This window comes from Curtobacterium sp. MCBD17_021 (genome assembly GCF_003234525.1).
Taxonomy (GTDB): domain Bacteria; phylum Actinomycetota; class Actinomycetes; order Actinomycetales; family Microbacteriaceae; genus Curtobacterium.
In genome coordinates, this window is record NZ_QKTS01000009.1 from 88,955 (window position 1) to 109,523 (window position 20,569).

Annotated in this window: 17 protein-coding genes; 8 read left to right on the forward strand and 9 right to left on the reverse strand. The window is 71.7% G+C overall.

Translation table 11 applies throughout. From position 1 onward, the window contains the following. Positions 1 to 11 precede the first annotated feature (11 nt). Complete coding sequence (locus tag DEI83_RS09850) at positions 12 to 1,031, reverse strand: iron-siderophore ABC transporter substrate-binding protein (RefSeq protein ID WP_258371158.1); 1,020 nt, start codon at positions 1,029 to 1,031, stop codon at positions 12 to 14. Between the two features lie 70 nt (positions 1,032 to 1,101). On the opposite strand from DEI83_RS09850, the gene DEI83_RS09855 reads away from it, so the two are divergent. Beyond that, positions 1,102 to 1,974 carry a shikimate dehydrogenase gene (locus DEI83_RS09855; protein ID WP_111081776.1) on the forward strand — a complete coding sequence of 291 codons (873 nt, stop codon included), beginning with the start codon at positions 1,102 to 1,104 and terminating at the stop codon, positions 1,972 to 1,974. A gap of 151 nt (positions 1,975 to 2,125) precedes the next feature. On the opposite strand, the gene DEI83_RS09860 is transcribed toward DEI83_RS09855, so the two are convergent. The 3 genes from DEI83_RS09860 to DEI83_RS09870 all read right to left on the reverse strand — a co-directional run bounded on the left by DEI83_RS09860 (position 2,126) and on the right by DEI83_RS09870 (position 3,687). Beyond that, positions 2,126 to 2,506, reverse strand: a complete 381-nt coding sequence (locus DEI83_RS09860; RefSeq protein ID WP_111081777.1) for a YchJ family protein — start codon at positions 2,504 to 2,506, stop codon at positions 2,126 to 2,128. 37 nt (positions 2,507 to 2,543) lie between these two features. Then, complete coding sequence (locus DEI83_RS09865) at positions 2,544 to 2,969, reverse strand: organic hydroperoxide resistance protein (protein WP_111081778.1); 426 nt, start codon at positions 2,967 to 2,969, stop codon at positions 2,544 to 2,546. A 133-nt stretch (positions 2,970 to 3,102) separates the two neighbouring features. Beyond that, entirely contained in the window at positions 3,103 to 3,687 is a 585-nt protein-coding gene (locus tag DEI83_RS09870) for a TetR/AcrR family transcriptional regulator (RefSeq protein ID WP_111081779.1), read from the reverse strand. 92 nt (positions 3,688 to 3,779) lie between these two features. On the opposite strand from DEI83_RS09870, the gene DEI83_RS09875 reads away from it, so the two are divergent. The 3 genes from DEI83_RS09875 (at position 3,780) to DEI83_RS09885 (ending at position 6,034) form a co-directional block, all read left to right on the forward strand. Then, positions 3,780 to 4,565: an SDR family oxidoreductase gene (locus DEI83_RS09875; protein WP_111081780.1), complete on the forward strand. Its 786-nt coding sequence runs from the start codon at positions 3,780 to 3,782 to the stop codon at positions 4,563 to 4,565. 81 nt (positions 4,566 to 4,646) lie between these two features. Continuing rightward, entirely contained in the window at positions 4,647 to 5,321 is a 675-nt protein-coding gene (locus DEI83_RS09880) for a hypothetical protein (protein ID WP_111081781.1), read from the forward strand. A gap of 35 nt (positions 5,322 to 5,356) precedes the next feature. Beyond that, a complete protein-coding gene (locus DEI83_RS09885) occupies positions 5,357 to 6,034 on the forward strand; it encodes a maleylpyruvate isomerase N-terminal domain-containing protein (RefSeq protein WP_111081782.1) in 678 nt (225 codons plus the stop codon). Here the strand turns inward: DEI83_RS09885 and DEI83_RS09890 are convergent. Further along, the gene (locus tag DEI83_RS09890) at positions 6,019 to 6,657 is read right to left on the reverse strand and encodes an NAD(P)H-dependent oxidoreductase (protein ID WP_111081783.1); all 639 of its coding nucleotides are present in this window, start codon (positions 6,655 to 6,657) and stop codon (positions 6,019 to 6,021) included. The two genes, DEI83_RS09885 and DEI83_RS09890, sit on opposite strands and share 16 nt — an antisense overlap. Before the next feature lie 66 nt (positions 6,658 to 6,723). Here DEI83_RS09890 and DEI83_RS09895 point away from each other — a divergent pair, with 66 nt between their 5' ends. Then, the gene (locus tag DEI83_RS09895) at positions 6,724 to 7,455 is read left to right on the forward strand and encodes an SOS response-associated peptidase (protein WP_111081784.1); all 732 of its coding nucleotides are present in this window, start codon (positions 6,724 to 6,726) and stop codon (positions 7,453 to 7,455) included. A gap of 82 nt (positions 7,456 to 7,537) precedes the next feature. Here the strand turns inward: DEI83_RS09895 and DEI83_RS09900 are convergent, their stop codons facing one another. Beyond that, positions 7,538 to 14,299: an Ig-like domain-containing protein gene (locus DEI83_RS09900; RefSeq protein WP_146243290.1), complete on the reverse strand. Its 6,762-nt coding sequence runs from the start codon at positions 14,297 to 14,299 to the stop codon at positions 7,538 to 7,540. A gap of 339 nt (positions 14,300 to 14,638) precedes the next feature. After that, complete coding sequence (locus tag DEI83_RS09905; protein ID WP_111081786.1) at positions 14,639 to 14,962, reverse strand: hypothetical protein; 324 nt, start codon at positions 14,960 to 14,962, stop codon at positions 14,639 to 14,641. Positions 14,963 to 15,247: 285 nt separating this feature from the next. Between DEI83_RS09905 and DEI83_RS09910 the strand changes: the two genes are divergently transcribed. The 3 genes from DEI83_RS09910 (at position 15,248) to DEI83_RS09920 (ending at position 17,354) form a co-directional block, all read left to right on the forward strand. Next, positions 15,248 to 15,790: a VanZ family protein gene (locus DEI83_RS09910; protein WP_146243291.1), complete on the forward strand. Its 543-nt coding sequence runs from the start codon at positions 15,248 to 15,250 to the stop codon at positions 15,788 to 15,790. Between the two features lie 71 nt (positions 15,791 to 15,861). After that, positions 15,862 to 17,022 carry an ATP/GTP-binding protein gene (locus DEI83_RS09915; RefSeq protein ID WP_258371159.1) on the forward strand — a complete coding sequence of 387 codons (1,161 nt, stop codon included), beginning with the start codon at positions 15,862 to 15,864 and terminating at the stop codon, positions 17,020 to 17,022. Then, the gene (locus tag DEI83_RS09920; protein ID WP_111081788.1) at positions 17,019 to 17,354 is read left to right on the forward strand and encodes a hypothetical protein; all 336 of its coding nucleotides are present in this window, start codon (positions 17,019 to 17,021) and stop codon (positions 17,352 to 17,354) included. Before DEI83_RS09915 ends, DEI83_RS09920 begins: the two co-directional genes overlap by 4 nt. A 337-nt stretch (positions 17,355 to 17,691) precedes the next feature. Here DEI83_RS09920 and DEI83_RS09925 read toward each other — a convergent pair whose 3' ends face one another. Together DEI83_RS09925 and DEI83_RS09930 are read right to left on the reverse strand one after the other, a co-directional pair. Next, on the reverse strand, positions 17,692 to 18,255 hold the full coding sequence (locus DEI83_RS09925) for a hypothetical protein (protein WP_111081789.1): 564 nt from the start codon (positions 18,253 to 18,255) through the stop codon (positions 17,692 to 17,694). Positions 18,256 to 18,711: 456 nt separating this feature from the next. Continuing rightward, positions 18,712 to 20,532 (reverse strand): DUF4012 domain-containing protein, encoded by a 1,821-nt coding sequence (locus DEI83_RS09930; protein ID WP_181431159.1) that lies wholly within the window; start codon positions 20,530 to 20,532, stop codon positions 18,712 to 18,714. Positions 20,533 to 20,569: the final 37 nt, after the last annotated feature.

Genomic DNA, 20,569 nt, shown 5'->3' on the forward strand with positions numbered 1-20,569 from the left:
GCCGTCAGCCGTCAGCCCAGCTTCGCCGCGAACTCGTCCGGCAGGCGCTCGAGCGCCCACTCGATCGCCGCGGTCGTGCCGAGCGAGAACGCCGTCGAGACGTCCGAGTCGTCGATCACGATGGCGTGCCCGGCCTCGACCGACGGCACCTTCTTGAAGAGCGGGTCCGACGACGCCTTCGACGCCTCGACGTAGATCGGCAGCACGACGGTCAGGTCAGCGTCGAGCAGATCGAGGTTCTCGTTCGACAGCGAGACCGAGAACTCCTTGCCGGCGGCCTCGTCGATCGCTTCCGGGATCGTGAACCCGAGGTTCTGCATGAAGGTCGCCCGGCTGTCGCGGGAGGCGTACACGCCGAAGCCCTCGGACGTGTAGGCGCCGATCGCAGCCGTCTTGCCGTCGAACTCGGGGTGCGCCTCACGCGCTGCCGCGTACGAGTCGTCGAGGTCGGCGAGGAGCTGCTTGCCCTCGCTCTCCTTGCCGAGCGCCTTCGAGATCATGTCGACCTGCTCCTCGGTGGAGGCGAGGTAGTTCTCGCCACCCTTCGGGATCGCGACGGTCGGGGCGATGGCGGAGAGCTTGTCGTAGCGGTCCTTGTCGCCCGAGCTCTTCACGTCGAGGATCACGTCGGGATCGAGCTTGAGGATCTCTTCGTAGCTCGGCTCGAGCGTCTCGATGATCTTCGGGGCCTTGTCGTACGCACCCTTCAACCAGGGTCCGACGCCCTCGCCCCCGAAGGCGAGCCAGTCACTGGCGCCGACGGGCTGCACGCCGAGTTCGAGTGCCGTCTCCGCGTCGCCCCAGCCGAGGGCCACGACGCGCTTCGGGGCGGAGTCGATCGTCGTCGTGCCGAGTCCGGTCGTGATGGAGACCGGGAAAGCGCCGTCCGACGAGCCTCCGTCGGAGGAGTCGGACGAGGACGGCGTGCTCGACGACGAGCAGCCGGAGAGGACCAGGGTGGCGGCGACGACGGCACCGGCCGCGGCGAGCACGCGCCCGAGGCGGCGCTTGGGGAGGGAGGTACGGATCACGAAGGGTAGCCTAACCTAAGCGCTCCTCCTCCGGGAGGCCTGGTGAGGGCCCCGCGGATAGGCTGCGCGCGTGGCCCCGACCTTCCCCGACGCCGACCGGACGCAGCTCGCCGTGCTCGGCTCCCCCATCGCCCACTCGCTCTCCCCCGCGCTGCACGCGGCGGCCTACGACGTGCTCGGTCTCCCCTTCTCGTACGGGAGGCACGAGATCGCGTCCGGCGAACTCGCCGCGTTCGTCGCGGGGCTGGGTCCGGAATGGCGGGGCCTCAGTCTGACGATGCCGCTCAAGCGCGAGGTGCTACCGCTCCTCGACCGGACGACCCCGCTCGTCGACGAGCTCGGGGTCGCGAACACGGTCGCGTTCCGCCAGGAGGGGTCCTCGGTCGTCCTCGCCGGCGCGAACACGGACGTCGCCGGGCTCGTGCGGCCGGTCGCCGCACTCGGTCACGTCCCCGGCGAGGCCACCATCCTGGGTGGAGGAGCCACCGCGGCGAGCGCCCTCACCGCGTCCCTGCGGCTCGGGGCGTCCCTGGTCCGGGTGTTCCTCCGCGACACCGGCAAGGCGGGCGACCTCGTCATGCTCGCCGCCCGGCTCGGCGTGACGCTCGAGGTGCATCCGCTCGACGACCTGTCGTCCGCCGGGCCGATGGGCTTCGTGGTGTCGACCCTCCCGGGCGGCGCCGCGGACGACCTGCCCCTCGTGCCGTCGGGTCCGGACGCGGTGCTGTTCGACGTGGCCTACGAGCCGTGGCCGACCCGGGCCTCCACGGCGTGGAACGCGGCGGGGGGCCGCGTGCTGAACGGCCTCGACATGCTCAGCGAGCAGGCCGTCGGACAGATCCGCTTCTTCCTGACGGGTGACGAGGACGAGCTGCTGCCCGACGAGGCCGAGGTCCGCCGGTCGATGCGCGCCGCCGTCGGACTGCCGCCGACGATCGGCTGACGCGCGGCCACTGCACGCGACCGCTGCGCGCGGTGCCGCGAGACGCCCCCGTCTGTCTTCGACGCCGCCGAGTGATCGAGACGCCGCTCGATCCGGCGGCGTCTCGCGCAGGCGCCCCCGTCCCGCCCGGTACCGGCTCGAGCGTGGTCGGTCAGGCCACGACGCCGTCGATGTAGTACCAGCGCCCGGCCTCGCGGACGAACTCGCTCGTCTCCTCGAGCGTCCCGCGCTCGGTGTCGGTGCGCCACCACGCGCGGAACGTGACCGTGCCCGCGGTGTCGAACGGGCCTCCCGACCGGGCCGCGACGATGTCGAGCCGCGTCCACCGCTGCGCCGGGTCGAGGTCGAGCGTCGCCGGGCGCGTGCTCGGGTGCCAGCTGTCGAGCAGGTACGCGGGCAGGCCGAGCGCGAAGGCGGAGAAGCGCGACCGCATGAGCCGCTCGGCGGTGGGGGCGGGCGCGCCGGAGTGCAGGGGGCCACAGCACTCGTCGTAGGGGTTCCCGCTCAGACAGGGGCAGCGCTCGGTGCTCACCGCTCCAGCCTAGGGAGCGGCGAGCACCGCCAGGCGCTCAGTCGACGAGCGAGAGCGTCACCGTGATGTTGCCGCGGGTGGCGTTCGAGTACGGGCAGATGGTGTGCGCCAGCTCGACCAGACGCTGCCGCGACGACCCCTCGACCGCAGGGGCGTAGACGTCGAGCTCGACCGCGAGACCGAAGCCGCCCGCGCCGTTGCCGCCGATGCTGACCTCGGCGGAGACCTCGGCGCCGGTGGTGTCGAGTTCGAGCTGCTTGCCGGCGACGTGCAGCGCGCCGAGGAAGCACGCGGCGTACCCGGCGGCGAAGAGCTGCTCGGGGTTCGTGCCCTCACCGCTGCCGCCCATCTCCTTCGGCGGGCGGGTGTCGAGGTCGATGCGGTCGTCCTCGGTGCGGACGTGTCCGTCGCGGCCGCCTCCGGTGGCGTGGGCGGCTGCGGTGTAGACGATGTCGAGAGTCATGAGCCCAGGTCATCGACCGTCGCTGGACGATCGCTGAGGAGGCCCGGCCGCGGGCTGCTCACCGGTTCCGCTGGTGCACGGCGTCGGGCGTGTCCGGGTGCTGGCGGCGCACGGGGGTGTGCGGCGGCCCGGCTCAGCCGATGAAGGCGTCGACGAGCGCGGTGGCGTCCTCGACGACCGTGCGCTCCCACTGCTGTCGGGTCTTCCGGATACGGGTGACGACGAGCCCGTGCAGGGAGATCCAGAGCAGGTCGGCCTGCAACCGCTCGTCGCGGTCCCCCGCGGGCAGGCCGACGAGGAGGGCGTCGAGACGGCTCTGCAGTCGGTCGATCCCGGACTCGATCTGCGCCGGGTCCTCCAGGAGGTCCCGCCCCTCGAACAAGAGCTGGTACGCCCCGGGGTTCGCGACCGCCCACGTCACGTACGCGCTCGCGGTGCGCCGGAGAGCCGAGGCGCGGTCGTCGGTCGACGCGCTCGCGCCGGAGTCCTCGATCGCGGCGGCGAGCGCGGCGAGACTCTGGCTGGCCACGGCGATGAGCAGCGCCTGCTGCGACGGGAAGTGCCGGTACACGGCGGTCGCCGAGACACCGCACGCGCGCGCGGTCTCCCTGAGGGACGGCGGGGTGACGGCCAGTCGCTGCGACAACAGATCCGTCGCGGCTGCGAGGAGGTCGTCGCGCAGCTGGTCGCCCGTGCGGGTACGCGACGCGTTCGTCATGGAGCCACTGTCGCACAACGGGCTGGTTGACACCCGTCAACCGAGCGCATAGGTTTACACCCGTCAACCCGTCGCCCCCGAAGGAGCAGTGCATGGACCACCGCAACACGACCGCCCTCGTCACCGGCGCGAGTTCCGGCATCGGTCGGGAGTTCGCCCGTGCCCTGGCCGCGCGCGGAGCCGACCTGGTGCTGGTCGCACGCCGGGCCGACGTCCTCGAGGAGCTGGCGCAGTCGCTCCGGGCTGCGCACGGTCGGGTGGTGACCGTCGTGCCGCTCGACCTCACGCAGCCGTCGAGCGGCACGCGCCTCCTCGCCGAGCTCGCCCGGCTGGGCGTCCGCGTGGACACGGTGGTGAACTGCGCGGGCATCGGTCTGACCCGCGACTTCGTGGACAGCACGCCGTCCGAACTCGCGGACCAGCTCGCCGTCAACATCGACGCCGTCGTCGACGTGTGCCACGCGTTCCTCCCCGGGCTCGTGTCCGCCGGCCGCGGCGTGCTGCTCAACGTCGCGAGCCTCACGGCCTACATGCCGACGCCGGGGATGGCGGTCTACGCAGCCTCGAAGGCCTTCGTCCTGCGGTTCACCGAAGCGCTGGCGTACGAGTTGCGCGACTCCGGGGTCACCGTCATGGCCTTCTCGCCCGGTCCGACGAAGACCGAGTTCTACCGGAACTCCGGCACCGACGAAGGTCGGGTGCGGTTCGAGACGCCCGAGCAGGTCGTCGCTGCGGCCCTCCGTGCCCTCGACAAGTCGACGCCCCCGGTCAGTGCCGTCTCGGGCAACGCGAACACGCGGACCAGTCGCATCGCGCCGCTGCTGCCGAGGCGGACGGTCCTGCGCCTGGCCGACTCGTCCCCGAGGACGACGGCCTGACGTCGTCGCTGCACCGGGACTGCCTGACCTCGTCGCTGCACCGAGCGTCCGCCGAGGAGGCCTGAGCGGTAGACAGGTGGTGTGTACCGACTCGGGTGGCAGGTGTTCCGCGCGCGGTTCCGGCAGGACGTGTCCGTCGACCGGCTCCGACGCGCCCTGCTGGTCGGCGTCGTCGTCGCGGTCGCCATCGGGGTGCTGCTCGCAGTGACCGACGCAGGGACCGGCTGGATCGACGCCGGTCCGGGGCTGTCCCCACTCATCGTCGTCCTGGGGGCGCTGGCGGCCGGACTCATCACGGTGTCGTGCTTCCCGATGCGACGCAGGGACGAACCGCTGGCGACGATCAACGGGTACCAGGTGCGGCCGGACACGATGCGGATCGCTCGGGCCTCGGTGCAGCGGTACCTCGGGCGGCGGATGCCCGACATCGAGCCCGACGACCGGGATGCCGTCCTCAACGACACTGCCTTGGTGCGCCGGACACTCGTCGTCGACGTGATGCGGGCAGCTCCTGGCCTCATCGGACTCGCGTTCGCCGGCATCGCGCTCTTCTTGCTCGGCGGCCGGTCTGCGCTCGCGTTCTTGTGGGTCTTCGGCTACCTCGGACTCGTTCCCGACCGCATCCTCCGGCTCGGCCGGACGGAGCGCGCCCACCGTGCCGCCGCTGCCCTCCCGCCGACAGAGCCCGGATCGACCACCCCGACCGGCCGGAACCGGTTCCCGTCCGGGTCGAAGGTCGGCCTGCCCGACGTCTGACCCCCGCCCGGTGACGGCCGCGGCAGGATGAGCCCATGGACATCCGCGCACTGTTCGCCCCGACCGCGTCGTCGTTCGTCGACCTGGTGACCGCGCTGCCCTCCCCCGCCGAGGACCCAGCGCTCTGGGCTTCGCCAGCGCTCGGCGTCTGGGACCTCCGCGCGCTCGTCGGACACACGAACCGGGCGCTCGTCACGGTGGCGACGTACGCCACGGCGCTCCACCATGACCGGACCGGTCTGGAGTCCCGACGCACCTCGACGACCGTGACCGACCTCTCCGACGCGGTGGACTACCTCGAGACCGCCACCGGCACGGCGACCGACCCGGACGAGGTCGCTGCGCGCGGTGTCGCCGCCGGAGCAGCGCTCGGCACCGACCCGGAGGCCGCGGTGACGGCCGCTCGCGACGAGGCCCTGGCTGCTCTCGCGGCGGTCCCGACGGGTGCCCGCATCTCGGTGGTCGGCGGCCTCCGCCTGCCGGTCGAGGAGTACCTCCGTACCCGCATCGTCGAACTGGTCGTGCACGGCAGCGACATCACGCGCGCCGCGGCCGCAGCGGGCGCCTCGGTCCCGTTCGCCCCGCCGCAGCAAGCGGTGGTCGCCGCCGCCGTGCTGCTCGCCGAGGTCGGGGCGCACCGCGGCGACGGCCCCCTGCTGCTCGCCGCCCTGACCGGCCGGGGCACCCTGCCGGCCGGCTACTCCGTACTCTGACCGTCGGCGACGCCGGCAGCACCGACGGCGCCGGCAGCACCGGTGACGGCCCGTGCGATCCGCCGGACGGCGTCGTCGACCAGGGCTCGGCGGGCCGCGTCGTCGTCCTGCTCCGACTCGTACACGAACGCCGTCGCCCCACGGACCGCCCCGCAGTAGTCCACGATCCCGTGTTCGATCTGCGTCCGCAGCGCCTGCTCGTAGCCGTGTCGCTCGTACGTGCCGGCCGCGTCACCGGCGACCGGCAGCAGGTGCACGGTGAGCCGCCCGAGGTTCCGCCGCGTCCCGCCGGCGGGGTCGATGTCGAACGCCCACCCGTTGACGAACACGCGGTCGATCCAGCCCTTCATGAGCGCCGGCATCGACCACCAGTGGACGGGGAACACCAGCACGACGTGGTCGGCGGTGTCGAGCCGCTGCTGTTCGCGGACGACGTCGGCGGGGAGCGTCCCGGTGCCGCGGTAGGCGTCCCGGTCAGCGGGGCCGAAGCGCGGGTCGAAGCCCTCGGCGGCGAGGTCGACGAGCTCGACCTCGCCGGGGTGCAGGGCGGCCTGCAGCTGTCGGGCGATGCCCGCCGTGAGCGAGTCCGGGTCGGGGTGGGCGGTGACGATGAGGGTCTGCACGGCGGTCAGTCAAGCGGACCCGGCTGAGCCCGCACCGACGTCGGCGGCGCCGGGCACACTGGTGGCATGTGTGGCCGCTTCGTCGTCTCCGACACCACCGCTGACCTCTTGCCCGAGCTCGTCGGGGAGCTCGCCGCGCGCACCGAGCACGTCGACGAGGACACCGGCGAGGTGCACTCCGGTCTCGCCCCGAGCTGGAACGTCGCGCCGACCGACCCGGTGTACGCGGTCCGGCAGCGGCACGGGCAGCGCGAGCTCCCGCAGATCAGCTGGGGCTTCGTGCCGAGCTGGGCGAAGGACTTCGCCAAGCAGCGCCCGAAGCCGATCAACGCCCGCATCGAGACCGTGGCCACGAGCGGCATGTTCAAGCGGGCGTTCGCCACGAACCGGTGCATCGTCCCCGCGCAGGGCTACTACGAGTGGGTCGTGCGCGAGGACGGCAAGGAACCCCACTTCGTGCACGAGCCCGGCGGTGCACTGGCGATGGCCGGCGTGGTGAGCGCGTGGCCGGACCCGACCAAGCCCGAGGACGACCCGGACAAGTGGCGCCTGTCACTCGCGATCATCACGCGGGGCGCCCACGTGGCCCCGGGCGAGGTGCACGACCGCATGCCGGCGTTCCTCACCCCGGACGGCTACGACGCCTGGCTCGGCGAGGGTGCCGGCACGGACGACCTGCTCGCCCTGCTCGACCGGGAGTCGCTCGAGGTCGCGGCGGGCCTGCAGCAGTACGAGGTCGCCCGCACGGTGAACAGCGTCCGGAACGACGGTCCGCACCTCATCGACCCGGTCCCCTGACCCGGCGGGGCCGGACGGGAGGCCCGGCCCACGCGAGCCTGTCGGCTGACGTGGGCCGGGCCTCCCGTCCGGTGCTGCGGACCTACCCCCGGCGACGCGGTCCCACCACCGGTGCGGCCACCCGCCGCCGGAGCAGGAGCGCCGCACCGGCGAGGACGAGGGCGAGCGCCCCGAGCCCCAGCCCGAGCAGTCCGGTGCTGCCGGTGAAGGCGAGCTCCGCGACGTGCGCGACGGCGGCGAGCCCGGTCGGGTAGGTGACGGTGATCGTCGCGGTGACGACCTGCCCGGCGCTGTCCTGCACGGTGTAGTCCGCCGTGACGGTGCCGTGGTGGTCGCCCTCCGGGGTGAAGGTGACCGCACCGTCCTCGACGCTCCAGGTGCCGGATCCGTCCACGGTGAAGCGGTCGGTCATGTGTCCGGTGGCCGGGTCGAGCAGGTGCAGCGTGTCGGTGTCGAACGTGGCTCCGCCGGTCGGGGTGTCGTTCTCGAGCGGGTCGATCGTGACGGGCTCACCCGTGCTGCCGGTGCGCGCGTCGTCGCTGGCGACCGCTGCGGCGACGACCCGGATGGTCGCGGTCGCGGTGGTCGTCTGCCCCGAGGCGTCGGTCACGCGGTAGGCGAAGGTGTCCGTCCCGGTGAAGCCGGCCGACGGCGTGTAGACGTACGACCCGTCGGCGTGCACGCGGACCGTGCCGTGCGCCGCCTTCCGGTGCAGGTTCGTCGAGAGCCCGGTGCCGTCGTCGTTGCGGAGCAGGCCGTGTCGGGCGTCGACGGTGAGCGGCGTGCCGGCGACGGTGTCACCGGCGTCGTCGGTCGCGGTGACGCCGACCGTCACGGTGACGGTCGCCTCGGTGCGTTGTCCGGTGGCGTCCTGCGCCGTGTACGGCACCGTGTCGACGCCGGAGAACCGCTTCGCCGGGGTGTAGACGAAGGTGCCGTCCGCGGCGAGGGTCGCGGTGCCGTGCGCCGCGCTGCCGACGGACACGACGGTCAGGTCGGTGCCCGAGTCGTTGCCGAGCACGCCGGGGCCGCGCACGGTGACGGGGCGACCGGCACCGGTGCGCGCGGCGTCGTCGAGCGCGGTCGGCGTGACGTCGATCGCGACGAGGGCGACGGCGGTGTTCTCCTCGGAGTCGTGTGCCGTGTAGGTGAACCAGTCACGGCCGGACCAGTTCGCCGTCGGGGTGTACTCGTACGACCCGTCCTTCTCCAACGCGAGCCTGCCGTGCTGCGGTGCGCGGTCGAGCGACGCCCAGAGTCCGCTGCCGGCGTCGTCGGACAGGACGCCCCTGGCGGCGGACATCCGGACGACGCCGTTCGTCTTCGTGGTGCTCCAGTCGTCGACCGCGACGGCGCCGACCAGGACGGTGACGGTGGCGGTCGTCGTCTGCCCGGAGGCGTCGGTCGCCCGGTACTCGAACCGGTCGGTCCCGGAGGTCCCGGCCGCCGGCGTGTAGACGAGGCCGCCGTCCGTGCCGGTGGTGACGGTGCCGCGGCGGGCGTCGCCGTGTCCGGTGACCGTCAGGCCGGTGCCGGAGTCGTTGCCGAGGAGCGTCGACGCGGCGATCGCGACCGGCGTGCCGGCGGGGGTCTTCACGGCGTCGTCGACGGCCGTCGGGGTGACGGTCACGGTGACGGTCGCCGAGGCGGTGCCTCCGGTCGGGTCGACGACGGTGTACCGGAAGGTGTCGGTGCCCGAGGTCCCGTCGGCCGGGACGTACGTGACCGTGCCCGCACCGGTGACGCTCGCGGTGCCGTGCGCTGCGGTGCCGACGCCGCTGACCCGCAGCGCGGTGCCGGAGTCGTTGCCGGTGACGTCGACCGCGACCGGCGTGGACGCCGTGGTGGTGGCGGTGTCGTCGACGGCCTTCGGGACGACGGTGATCGTCACGGTGCCGGTCGTGGTGGTGCCGGAGCCGTCGGTCACGGTCACGTCGAAGGTGTCCGGGCCGGAGTAGCCGGGCTTCGGCGTGTACGTGTACGAGCCGTCCCGGTCGACCTCGACGGTGCCGTGGTCGGGCGTCGTGTGGTCGGTGACCTCGAGGTCGGTGCCGGTGGAGCCGTGCAGGACGCCCTGGTCGGCGGGGACGACGAGTTCACCGTCGGCGGTGGCGCTCGTGTCGGTGGCGGCGACGACGGGCGTGACCGTGATGGTCAGCGAGCTCGTCGCGGTGCCGCCGACGGCGTCGGCCACGGTGACCGTGACGGTGTCCCGGCCGGACCACCCGGCTGCGGGCACGTAGGTGACGGAGCCGTCGGCGGCGACCGTGGCGGTGCCGTGCGCACCGTTCGTGACGCCGGTGACGACCAGTCCGGTGCCGGAGTCGTTCGCGGTGAGCGCGGCCGAGGTCGCGGTCACCGGCTGCCCGGCCGGAGTGGTGCGGACGTCGTCGCCCGCGGTGGGCGTGACGACGACCATGACGACACCCGTCGCCACGTTGCCGGAGCCGTCGGTCGCCGTGTAGGTGAAGGTGTCACGTCCGGAGAAGCCGTCGGCGGGTGTGTACGTGTACGAACCGTCGGCCCGCAGCACGAGGTCGCCGTGGGCGGGTGCCCGGTCGACCGCCGCGGTCAGGTCGGAGCCGCGGTCGTTCGCCAGGACGCCGTCCGCCTTCGACACGGTCAGCGTCGCACCGGCGGTCGCCGTCGCGCTGTCGCGCATCGCCATCGGGCCGACGACGACGATGACGGTGGCGGTCGCTGTCTGCCCGGAGGCGTCGGTCACGGTGTACGTCAGGGTCTCGGTTCCGGAGAACCCGCGCTCCGGCGTGTAGACGACCGAGCCGTCCGCAGCGAGGGTGACGGTACCGTGGGCGGCACCCGAAACCTTCGTGACCGTGAGACCGGTGCCGGAGTCGTTGCCGAGGAGCGTCGCCGCCGGGACCGTCAGGGGGCGACCGGATGCGGTGCCGAGGGTGTCCGCCATCGCGACCGGTCGCACGGTGATCGTCACGGTCACCGGGTCGGTGGTCCGCCCGGCTGCGTCGGTCACCCGGTAGGTGAAGGAGTCCGTGCCGGAGAACCCGGCGACGGGCGTGTAGGTGACCGAGCCGGAGCGCTCGACGACGGTCGTGCCGTTCGTCGCCTCCGTGACGAGGGCGGTGCGGAGCGCGGACCCGGAGTCGTTGCCCTGTACGGCGATGGTCGTCGGCCGGTTCGCCGAGGTCGTGGCGGTGTCGTCCTGCGCCACCGGGGTGACGACGAGGCGGACCGCGGCGGTCACCGGGGTGCCGGCGGTGTCGGTGGCGGTGTAGGCGAACGCGTCGTCGCCCGAGAAGCCGTCGACGGGCGTGTACCGGAACGCACCGGTGGCCGGGTCGAGGACGAGGACGCCGGAGGTCGGCTCGGTGTGGCTCGTGACGGTGAGGCCGGTGCCCGAGTCGTTGCCGAGCACACCGGTCGCGCGGGTGGTGCGGGCCAGGGTCTCCCCCGCCCGGACCGTGCCGGAGTCGGGCTTCGCCACGGGGGCGACCATGACGGTCACGGTCCCGGTGCTGGTCGACCCGTTCGCGTCCGTCACCGTGTAGGTGAGGGTGTCCGTGCCGGAGAAGCCGTCCGCCGGGGTGACCGTGATCGAGCCGTCGGTGCCGAGGGTGACGGTGCTGTGCGCCCCGTCCGACACCGCGGTGACGGTCAGGCCGACGCCGGAGTCGTTGCCGGTCAGGGCTCCCGAGGTCACGACGAGCGCCTGGCCCGCCACCGTGGTGAGGGTGTCGTCGCCCGCACGCGGCGTGACGGTGATGGTCACGAGCCCGGTCGCCTGGTTGCCGGAGCCGTCGGTCGCCGTGTAGGTGAAGGTCTCCTTGCCGGAGAAGCGGTCGGCCGGCGTGTACGTGTACGAGCCGTCGGCCCGCAGCACGAGCGTGCCGTTCGCCGGCACCTGGTCGACCTTCGCGGTCAGGTCGGAGCCGCGGTCGTTGGCCAGCACGCCGTCCGCCTCCGACACGGTCAGGATGGACCCGGCGGTGGTGGTCGCGCTGTCGCGCATCGCCATCGGGCCGATGACGACGGTGATGGTCGCGGTGGTCGACTGCCGGGAGGCGTCGGTCACCGTGTACGTGAGGGTCTCGGTCCCCGAGAACCCGCGTTCCGGCGTGTACACGACGGAACCGTCGGCGCCGAGGGTGGCGCTGCCGTGCGCGGCACCGGTCACCTTCGTGACCGTCAGGCCGGTGCCGGAGTCGTTGCCGAGGAGGGTGGCGGCGGGGATGGTGACGGTCTGGCTCGCCTTGCCGCCGGCGGTGTCGGCCGTGGCGACGGGTGTGACCGTGATCGTGACGGCCACGGGGTCGGTGGTCCGCCCGGCGGCGTCGGTCACCGCGTAGGTGAAGGAGTCGGTGCCGGAGTACCCGGCGGCCGGCGAGTACTGCACGGTGCCGTCGGTCCCGACCGCGACCGTGCCGTGCGCCGGCTGGGTGACGACCGCCGTGGTGAGGCCCTTGCCGTGGTCGTTCGCCTGGACGTCGACGGTCACGGGTCGGTTCGCGGGCGTGGTCGCCGTGTCGGCGGTGGCGGACGGTCGGACCGTGATCGTCACCGTGGCCGAGGTCGTCGCGCCGGTGGCGTCCGCAGCGGTGTAGTCGAAGCGGTCCGTGCCGGAGAACCCGTCGGCCGGCGTGTAGGTGTACGTGCCCGTGGCGGCGTCGAGCACCAGGGTGCCGTGCGCCGGGTCGGTCGAGGTCGTCACGCGCAGGCGGTCCCCGGAGTCGTTGCCGAGGACCCCCGCCGCCCGGGTGGTCGTGCTGACCGAGCGGCCGGCGTCCACCGTGGCGGTGTCGTCGACGGCCTTCGGCGCGACGCGGACGGTCACGGTGACGGTGTCGGACTTCCCGTTGCCGTCGGTGATGGTGACGTCGAAGCTGTCCGTGCCGGAGTACCCCGGGGCCGGTTTGTAGACGGTGGTGCCGTCCTCCGCGACCGTGACGGTGCCGTGCGCGGGCGTCGTGGTGCCGGTGACCGTGAGGCCGGAGCCGAGGTCGTTGCCGAGCAGCCCGGGTGCCGCGACGGTCGTGGTCTCACCGGCGGTGGCCGCGATCGTGTCGGCCTCGGCGGTCGGCAGGACGGTGATGCTGACGGCGCCGGCGATCGTCATGCCGGCGGAGTCCTCCGCCGTGTAGGTGAACGAGTCCTGGCCGGAGAACCGCGCACTGGGTGTGTACGAGTACGAGCCGTCGGCGTCGAGCGTCAGGGAGCCGTGCGCGGGCGCGGTGTTGCCGGTCACGGTCAGCCGGGAGCCGCGGTCGTTCGCGAGCACGCCGTCGGCGGCGGTCGCGGTGACGGTCGAGCCGGCGTGCACGCTGAACGCGTCGTCCGTGGCGGCCGGCGTGACCGTGATGGTGACGGTGCTCGTCGAGCTCTGCCCGCCACCGTCCGTCGCGGTGTAGTCGAACTGGTCGGTACCGGAGAAGCCGGCGGCCGGGGTGTACGAGAAGCTGCCGTCGGTCGCCGTCATGGTCAGCGTGCCGCTGGCCGGCGTGGTGTGCTTCGTGACCGTCAGGCCGGTGCCCGTGTCGTTCCGCAGCACGCCGGCGGCCGGGACGGCGAGCGCGGTGCCGACGGGGGTCGAGTACGTGTCCGCCGTGGTGGCGGCCCGGACGAGCTTCATCCGGTTCGTGAACGTCACGACGACGTCGGTGCCGTCGGATCCCACGGCCTGCGGGAAGGTGAAGGAAGCGACCTGGTCGACGCCGGAAGCGACGACGGTCCCGCTGTTGACGTCGACCGCCCTCCACGTGGTGTCGTAGTCAGCGAGCTTCGTGGTCCCGGCAGCCGTCTGCGTCACCGTGTACTGCTTGCCGGGTGTCGTGAGGATCGCGCCGGCCTTCCTGCTCTGCAGCCCGGTGGTGTCGCCGGTCGTGGTGGCGGACGCGCCCGCACTCGTCGGGTCGACGTCCTTCCCGCTGATGGCGAGGTGGAACTGGTCGCCGGTGTTCCAGCGCTGGTCGACGCTCGTGCGGCCGGTGACGGTGTCGGCGTAGTTGCAGCTGGCCAGGTCACTCGCCCCGAAGTTCCCGGTGACCGGGAAGCTCCGGACCTGGGTGCCCGAGGTCGGGTCGAGCTGGTAGATCGTCGTCGTCGAGACGGCGCTCGTGCCGGACCCGGTGGTGGTCGTGTTCGAGACGTAGAGGTAGCCGTCCGACGAGAACGCGATGCCGGGGCTGTTCGTGCCCGCCGGCAGCGTCGCGATCTCGGTGGTGGTCAGTGCCGTGGTTCCCGGCGCCGTGGGGACGGTCTCGTTGTCCACCCGGTAGACCTTGTCCGCCGCGACGACGAAGAAGAGCCCCTGGGAGCTGAACGCGAAGTCCCCGTTGCCGGACTTCAGACCGGTGATCTGACCGACCTGTCCGATCGCCTTCCGGGTGGCCGGGTCGTACGCCAGGAGCGCTCCGGCGTTGTCGCCGTAGTAGTACATGCCCGTGACCGGGTTGACGGCACCGCGGATGACGGTGCGCACCTTGTCGGTGGTCACCGGCGCGGAGGCGGTGTTCGTCTTCGGGTCGAACGAGCGCAGCGTCGCGGTGGTGTTGTTGCCCGCGGCGTACATCGCCGTGCCCTCGCGGGAGATGCCGAGACCGTTGTTGGCCCCGGTGCCGAGGTCCGCGACGTCGACCGTCGAACCCTTGCTCGTGCCCTGCGTGATGTCGATCGCGACGACCTTGCCGGCGCTGTTCGAGGCGTAGAGCGTGTTCTGGTCGCAGACGAAGTGCCCGCCGTCCGTGGCCTGCACCGCGGCCGACGCCGGAGCAGCGGTGACGACGGTGGCCGTCGTGCTGAGACCGGCTCCGACCAGCAGGGCAGCGCCGAGCATGGCGAGGGGGCGGAGGCCGAACGCACGGCGAGGCACAGCAGTGCCCTGGGGAGCAGGCAGCATGGGTCACTTTCGGGTCGAGACAGCGAGCCTGGCGCGGTCGACGACCCGAGGAGCTCGGGGACGGTCGTCGGCGCCGTTCTCGATCCTGGCAGGAACCTGAACGGTGCGGGGACAACCGGAGTCCCCAGTAGGGGGGACCAGTGGCGGAATCCGGGGGTACACCCCCCCGGATCGGGGACGTCACCGCCGGAACGCACGCGCTCCGGAAACGTCGAAGCCCCGCCGGTGTTCCGGCGGGGCCTCGGTCATGCTGGTCCGGGGGTCATGCCTCCGGGTGGTGCTTCGCTTCTGCGTGCTCCGTGCTGCGGTCGGTCAGTCGACCGGTCGGATGACGGACGGGAGCACGATGTGCAGGCGCTCGGCGAGACGCGACTGTGCGTCCTCCAGCGAGCGGAAGTCCCCGACGTACTGGCCGAACGTGTCGGACACGAAGTAGTGCCCGTCCCGCTTGTCGACCGTGCCACCGAAGTAGCCGCCGTAGTTGGCGGACCAGAGGCCGGTCTCGACCTCGGTCCACGTGAGCGCGGCGCGGGAAGGAGTGTGGGCCACCTGGGCCTCGAGCACGGCGATCGTGTCGACGGTGTCCGTGTCGAGGGTCACCTCGACCTGGTGCACGTCGTGGCTGATGATCGTCATGGCCCTGCTCCTTCACGTTCTGGGGTACATCTGCTTGCGGTGACAACGGTACGGGGGACGACCCCTGGTCTCCAGCCAGCCCCGTGGATTCACGGGTTCTCCTGATCCGCGTCGGTCCGGACCCCCGGAAAACCGGGACAACACGTCACGTTTCCGGGGTACAGAGGACAAACCGGGGTACTCGCGATGTGGACGGAATCCAGCAACGTGGGCCGGGCCTCCCGTCCGGTTGTCCGCCAGACGGCGGACGCGGCCGGGAGGCCCGCCCCGGTAGCGTCACTCCCTGTGACCCCTGATCACCCGGACGACCGCGTGCGCGATGTGCCGCCGCCGTCGGTCGGCCGCATGGCCGGGTCCGGCAGCGCCCTGCGTCGCCGTGGCAGGACGAGCGCGCACGCGACGGGGCGGAGCCGCAGCGTGGCCGGGGTGCTCGCCGTCGGCTACGGGGTGGCGGTGGTCCTCATCGGGTTCTGGGGCTCCCCCGTCGACGCGCGGGCGCAGCCGTTGCTGGACCGGCTCATCGCCGCCGCGCAGCGCCGTGGCGCGCCGAGCTGGTTCGGGTACGAGCTGTTCGAGTCCCTGGCGAACGTGGCGTTCTTCGTGCCGTTGGGGCTGCTCGTCGTGCTGCTCGCCGGGGCGCGCTGGTGGTGGGCCGGCGCGGCGGCGGGGCTGCTCGTCAGCGCGGCCATCGAGACCGGGCAGGCGCTGTTCCTGCCCGCGCGGGTCGCGACCATCGACGACGTGGTGGCGAACACGATGGGCGCCGTCGTGGGTGCGCTGCTCGGGGTCGTGCTGCTCGGGGTGGGCGCGCGGCGACGGCGGTCCTGACGGCCGGTCGCACGCGGTTCACCGAGGGCGGCTCAGCCTCTCCGCACGTCCACCCGCCTACGGTCGGGGGCATGGCCTCGAACAGCACCCCGATGATGGAACAGCACATCGCCGTCTTCGGAGGAAGTGGCAGCGGCAAGACCGTGCTGCTCTCGTCGTTCTACGGCGCGGCGCAGGAGCCGAGCGTCCGTCGCGCGAACCGGTACGCCGTGACCGCGGAGGACCGTGCCCAGGGCCGCACCCTGCACCGCAACTACCTGGGCATGCGCGACGGTGACACCGTGCCGAGCTCGACCCGCTTCGCGTCGACCTCGTACCGCTTCGTCATCGAGCCGTCGGCGGAGTCCGTGCCGAAGGGCCGCTCGAAGCAGAAGGCATCGAAGCCCCTGCGGATCGTGTGGCACGACTACCCCGGCGAGTGGTTCGAGGAGGACCCGAGCTCCGCCGACGAGGCCACCCGCCGCGTCGAGACCTTCCGCTCGCTCCTCAGCGCCGACGTCGCCATGCTCCTGGTGGACGGACAGCTGCTGGCCGAGCACGCCGGCGAGGAGGACCGCTACCTGAAGGCCCTGCTGACGGACTTCCACACCGGGCTCTACGCCCTGCGTGACGACGTGCTCGAGGACGGCAAGCGGCTGACCCGCTTCCCGCGGATCTGGACCCTGGCCCTGTCGAAGTCCGACCTGCTGCCCGACATGGACGTCGAGGCCTTCCGGGAGGTCGTCATCGGCAAGGGCGGCGGCGAGCTCGACGAACTCCGCACCGTGCTGCAGAGCTTCGTGCAGGACCCCGACGCGCTCGACGTCGGCGAGGACTTCCTGCTGCTGTCGTCGGCGAAGTTCGAGCCGGGGTCCATCGACGTGACCGACCGCACCGGAGTGGACCTGCTCCTGCCGATCACCGCGATGCTGCCGTTCGAGCGCTTCGCGAAGTGGGCGACGACCCGGCAGCGGGGCGCCCAGGTGGCCGAGCAGCTGCTCGAGTTCGTCGGGCCCATCGTCGGGTTCCTCGCCACCTCGCGCTACGGCAAGTCCCCGCTCGTCGGTGCGGCTGCGGGCTGGATCGGCGGCGGCATCGGTTCGCGGGCCGTCAGCTTCGCCACGAAGCGCGTCGCGAAGTTCAAGGACGACGCCGCGGCAGAGCAGGAGTTCACCTCCCGCGTGCTGGCGCGATTCGGCGAGGACCTGGACCGCGGAGTGGAACAGCGCGTCCTGCGCCGGGGTGACGCATGAGCTTCATCTGGGCGACCCGGGGCCGGACGTGGGGCTTCCGGTTCCTCGCGACCGAGCAGCCCGGGCAGGACCCGCTGACGCGCTACGAGCAGGCGTTCGACGGCGTCCGTGACGTGCCGGCCGTGGTGCGTCGCCGGTCAGGGATGCTCGCCGTGCGCTTCCCCGACCCGGAAGGACGCCGGGACCGCTCCGGGCGGCCGATCCCCCACGAGTTCGTGCTGACCCCGCCGCTCAGCGACTCGGTGCGCTCGGTCGACGACGCGGTCGCGCAGGTCTGGCCGCTCGTGCGGGAGCGGTACGACGAGGTGTGGGAGCTGCCGAAGGCGCCGTAGCGGAGTCGGTTCCGTGTCCGCTGTCCGGAGGACCGGGAGGGGTCACGACCACCGCGTATGTTACGAGAAGCCGAGAATGTGCCGCGTGGCCCTGCCAGGAGGCGCAGCCGGACCCTTGCCGGATGTCCGCCCGACGTACGGTCGGCTCGTGAACCCGAATCGCAGACAGTACCGTCGTCCCTCCGCCTTCCCGTGGTGGCTGTGGGTCGTTGCCCCCCTCGCCGTCATCGGTGTCGTCGGGATCCTCCTCGTCGTCACGTGACGACCGGCACCTCCTGAACACGACGAAACCCCCGGAACCTCACGGTTCCGGGGGTTTCGCTCAGTGAGCTGAAGCTCAGACGGTCTCGCGCTGGCGACGGACCGAGCCGCGCACGGCGAGCAGGCCGCCACCGAGGACGACGGCGCCACCGGCGACCCAGAGGGCCAGGGTGGAGACGGTCGAACCGGTGAAGGCGAGCGAACCGTTGGTGCCGGTGCCACCGGTCGAGCCGGCGCCAGCAGCAACGTCAGCCGGGGCGATGGTGAAGGACGCGACGCCGACGACACCGGAGGTGGCGCCCGTGGCGGTCAGGTTGTAGCTGCCCGAGCCGCCCACCGGGAGGGTGACGCGAACGTCGAGCGAGCCGTCAGCGTCGGCGACGTACGCACGCGAGACGGTGGTCACGGGCAGGGCACCGAGCGTGGCGTCGTTGACGCCGGCGCCGGTGATCTGGACGTTGACCGTCTCGTTGTCCTGGAAGGCGCCTTCGCTGAAGTTGATGACGACGATGCCACCAGCAACGTAGTTGCCGGAGATCGAGACGTCCGAGTCGGGTGCGTAGCCAGCAGCGTTTGCAGCGGCGGGAGTGGCGAGCAGTGCGGCGCCAGCCAGCACGACCGCGGCGATGAGCTTCTTCATGAAGTGGTTCCCCTAGTGATCTGATCCGACAGACCCTGATACCAGAGCCCTGCCTCCGCAGATGTCAATCCCCCCGTGACCACAGACATGGCAGGTGCGATTGGCGAAGTTCCCTCAATGTAGCGGATGTTCACAGTTTGTTGCCACCCTTCGTGCAACGAATTCGTGAACAGGGGCTGGGTCAGCTCCCAGGCGCGGCGTGATCGCTCGGTCGAGGCGCGACCAGCAGGTTCCGACCTCACGCGAAATCCCAGTTCACAGGAGGATCCAGCGGCGTCACCGTGCCGTTGGCGCCGGCCCCCGATCGACTTGACACGCCTTGCGATCAACTCAGGCAAGCCCAGGCCCCCCGGACTGGGGACATCCACGGAGCGCGCATAGCGGCGAATCGCCGTCCTGCCCTGCCGACGGGACACCGGTCGACAGGCCTACAGTTCGCCCTTGCGCCCCGACGCCTCAGCCGACCGGGACCGGCTCGGTGCAGTCGAACTGCAGCGGCTCCACCTTGGTCTGCCGGACCCCCGGTGTCGACTCCGCCTGAACACCGGCCTTCGCGAACTTCGCTTCACCGAGGAAGGCCACGCGGAACGTCGTGCTCTGTCCGGGGGCGAGGAGAGTCTGGATCTGCGCGACCGGGTGCTCGCCGTCCATGGCGGTCTGCAGCGCTGCTCCCTTGCCGTCCTGCGAGGCGCCGAGGTAGATCGCGTTCGGCGGCGCGTAGACCGCCATCAGCGTCTTGATCTTGCCCGGTTCGGTGCCGAGTGCCCCTCCGCCCGTCACGTACGCCGGAAGACTGGTTGCCGCGTCGGCTGGTGCCGTGTTCTTGAGCGTGACCTCGACCACGGAAGTTGGTCGCCCGTCCTTCCGGCACACCGAGCTGCCGACCGACACCTTCTTGTCGAGGTAGTAGTCCATCTTCGAAGCGGTGCCGTCATTCAGGTAGACGCCGAACTCCCGCGTCTGCATCGATGCGGTCGGGAGATCACCTGCTACAGCTGTCCCGGCGATCTGTACCTGCTCCGCCTTGTCGGCACTCCACAGCCGAAGGCGCCCGTCCCTCGTACCGTCCGTCAACGCGGCGATGAACTTCTTCGAGTCGAACCCGCCGCTCGATACCTTCTCGAACACCGCACTCGCCGCGGACGCGAAGAACGCATCCTGCACCGCCGGGTCCGGGTACTTGGCGTAGACATCGCTGAGCAGGAGCTTCGTGGCGTTCTCTGACGTCAGAGTGTCACCCGTCGGCAGTTGCACCGGACCGGTTGCGCGCAGGATGTAGCCGAGGGTCACTGGATCGATGGCAAGGACACCGTCGACCTCCTGCCCGAACTTCTGCTTCCACATCTCGCGCGCCAAGGCACCCGTGACGTCGAAGCGCGGCGTGAGGTTCACGTCCTGCATGTAGCGACCCGTGATGTCGCCGTACAGGCTCGTCGTCGCCGCCGACAGCGGTAGCACCGGCTTGTCATACGGCCCGAAGGACGACCCCGCGGCTTGATCAGCGAGCGCGATTGCCCCGTCTCTCGCCTGCAGCAGGGCCACCGCGCCAGGGATACCGCCCCCGGCACGCAGCTCGGCGTTGTTCTGGAAGAGCAGGACGTAGTCGCGGTCGCCGTCGTGTCCGAGCATGGCCGGCGCGAGCTGCACCACCTTGTTGGCCGCGTCCGCCTGCTTGGCGACCGATCCGAGCGCATTGCGCAGTTGGTTGACCGCCGACGTCACCGGTGACAATGTCGCGCTCGTGTCGATGGCCTTCGCTTCACCACTGGCCTTCGCCAAGGTCTTCGTCGCGCGGGCGACTGACGGCTGCGCGTCCACGAGCGGCTGGAGTTCGATGCGACCGCCCTTCGGTGTGAGCGCGTCCTGATTGAGGTCGCCGATGACCTCGGTGACCGGTCGCACTGCCCCGGTTGCGACTTCATCCACGACGACCGCGACCTCGCGTACGGCCCGGAGGTTCGACCCGAAGAAGGGCGTGATCTGCGCGGCGCTCCAGATGGGATCGCTCGTCAAGCTCCGCGCCGACGACGCATGGTCTTCCAGCTGCTTCGCCGTGCGCTGCGCCGCCGATGTATCGCCGTCAGTGATCTGCGAGCGCAGGGTGCTCACGAGGGCGACCGACTGCTCGAGGTGCTGTTTCGCGAGCAGCCCGCGAACTCCGACCCAGGCAACGGCGACGATCAAGAGGAGGACGAGCGCAAGGACGATCCACAGCACGATCCGGGCCCTGGAACCCCGGCCTGCAGCAGTGCGTCGCGACTCGGGCAGGTCGGACATGGCACTCATCCTACGGTTGCTCATGTTCGACCTGCGT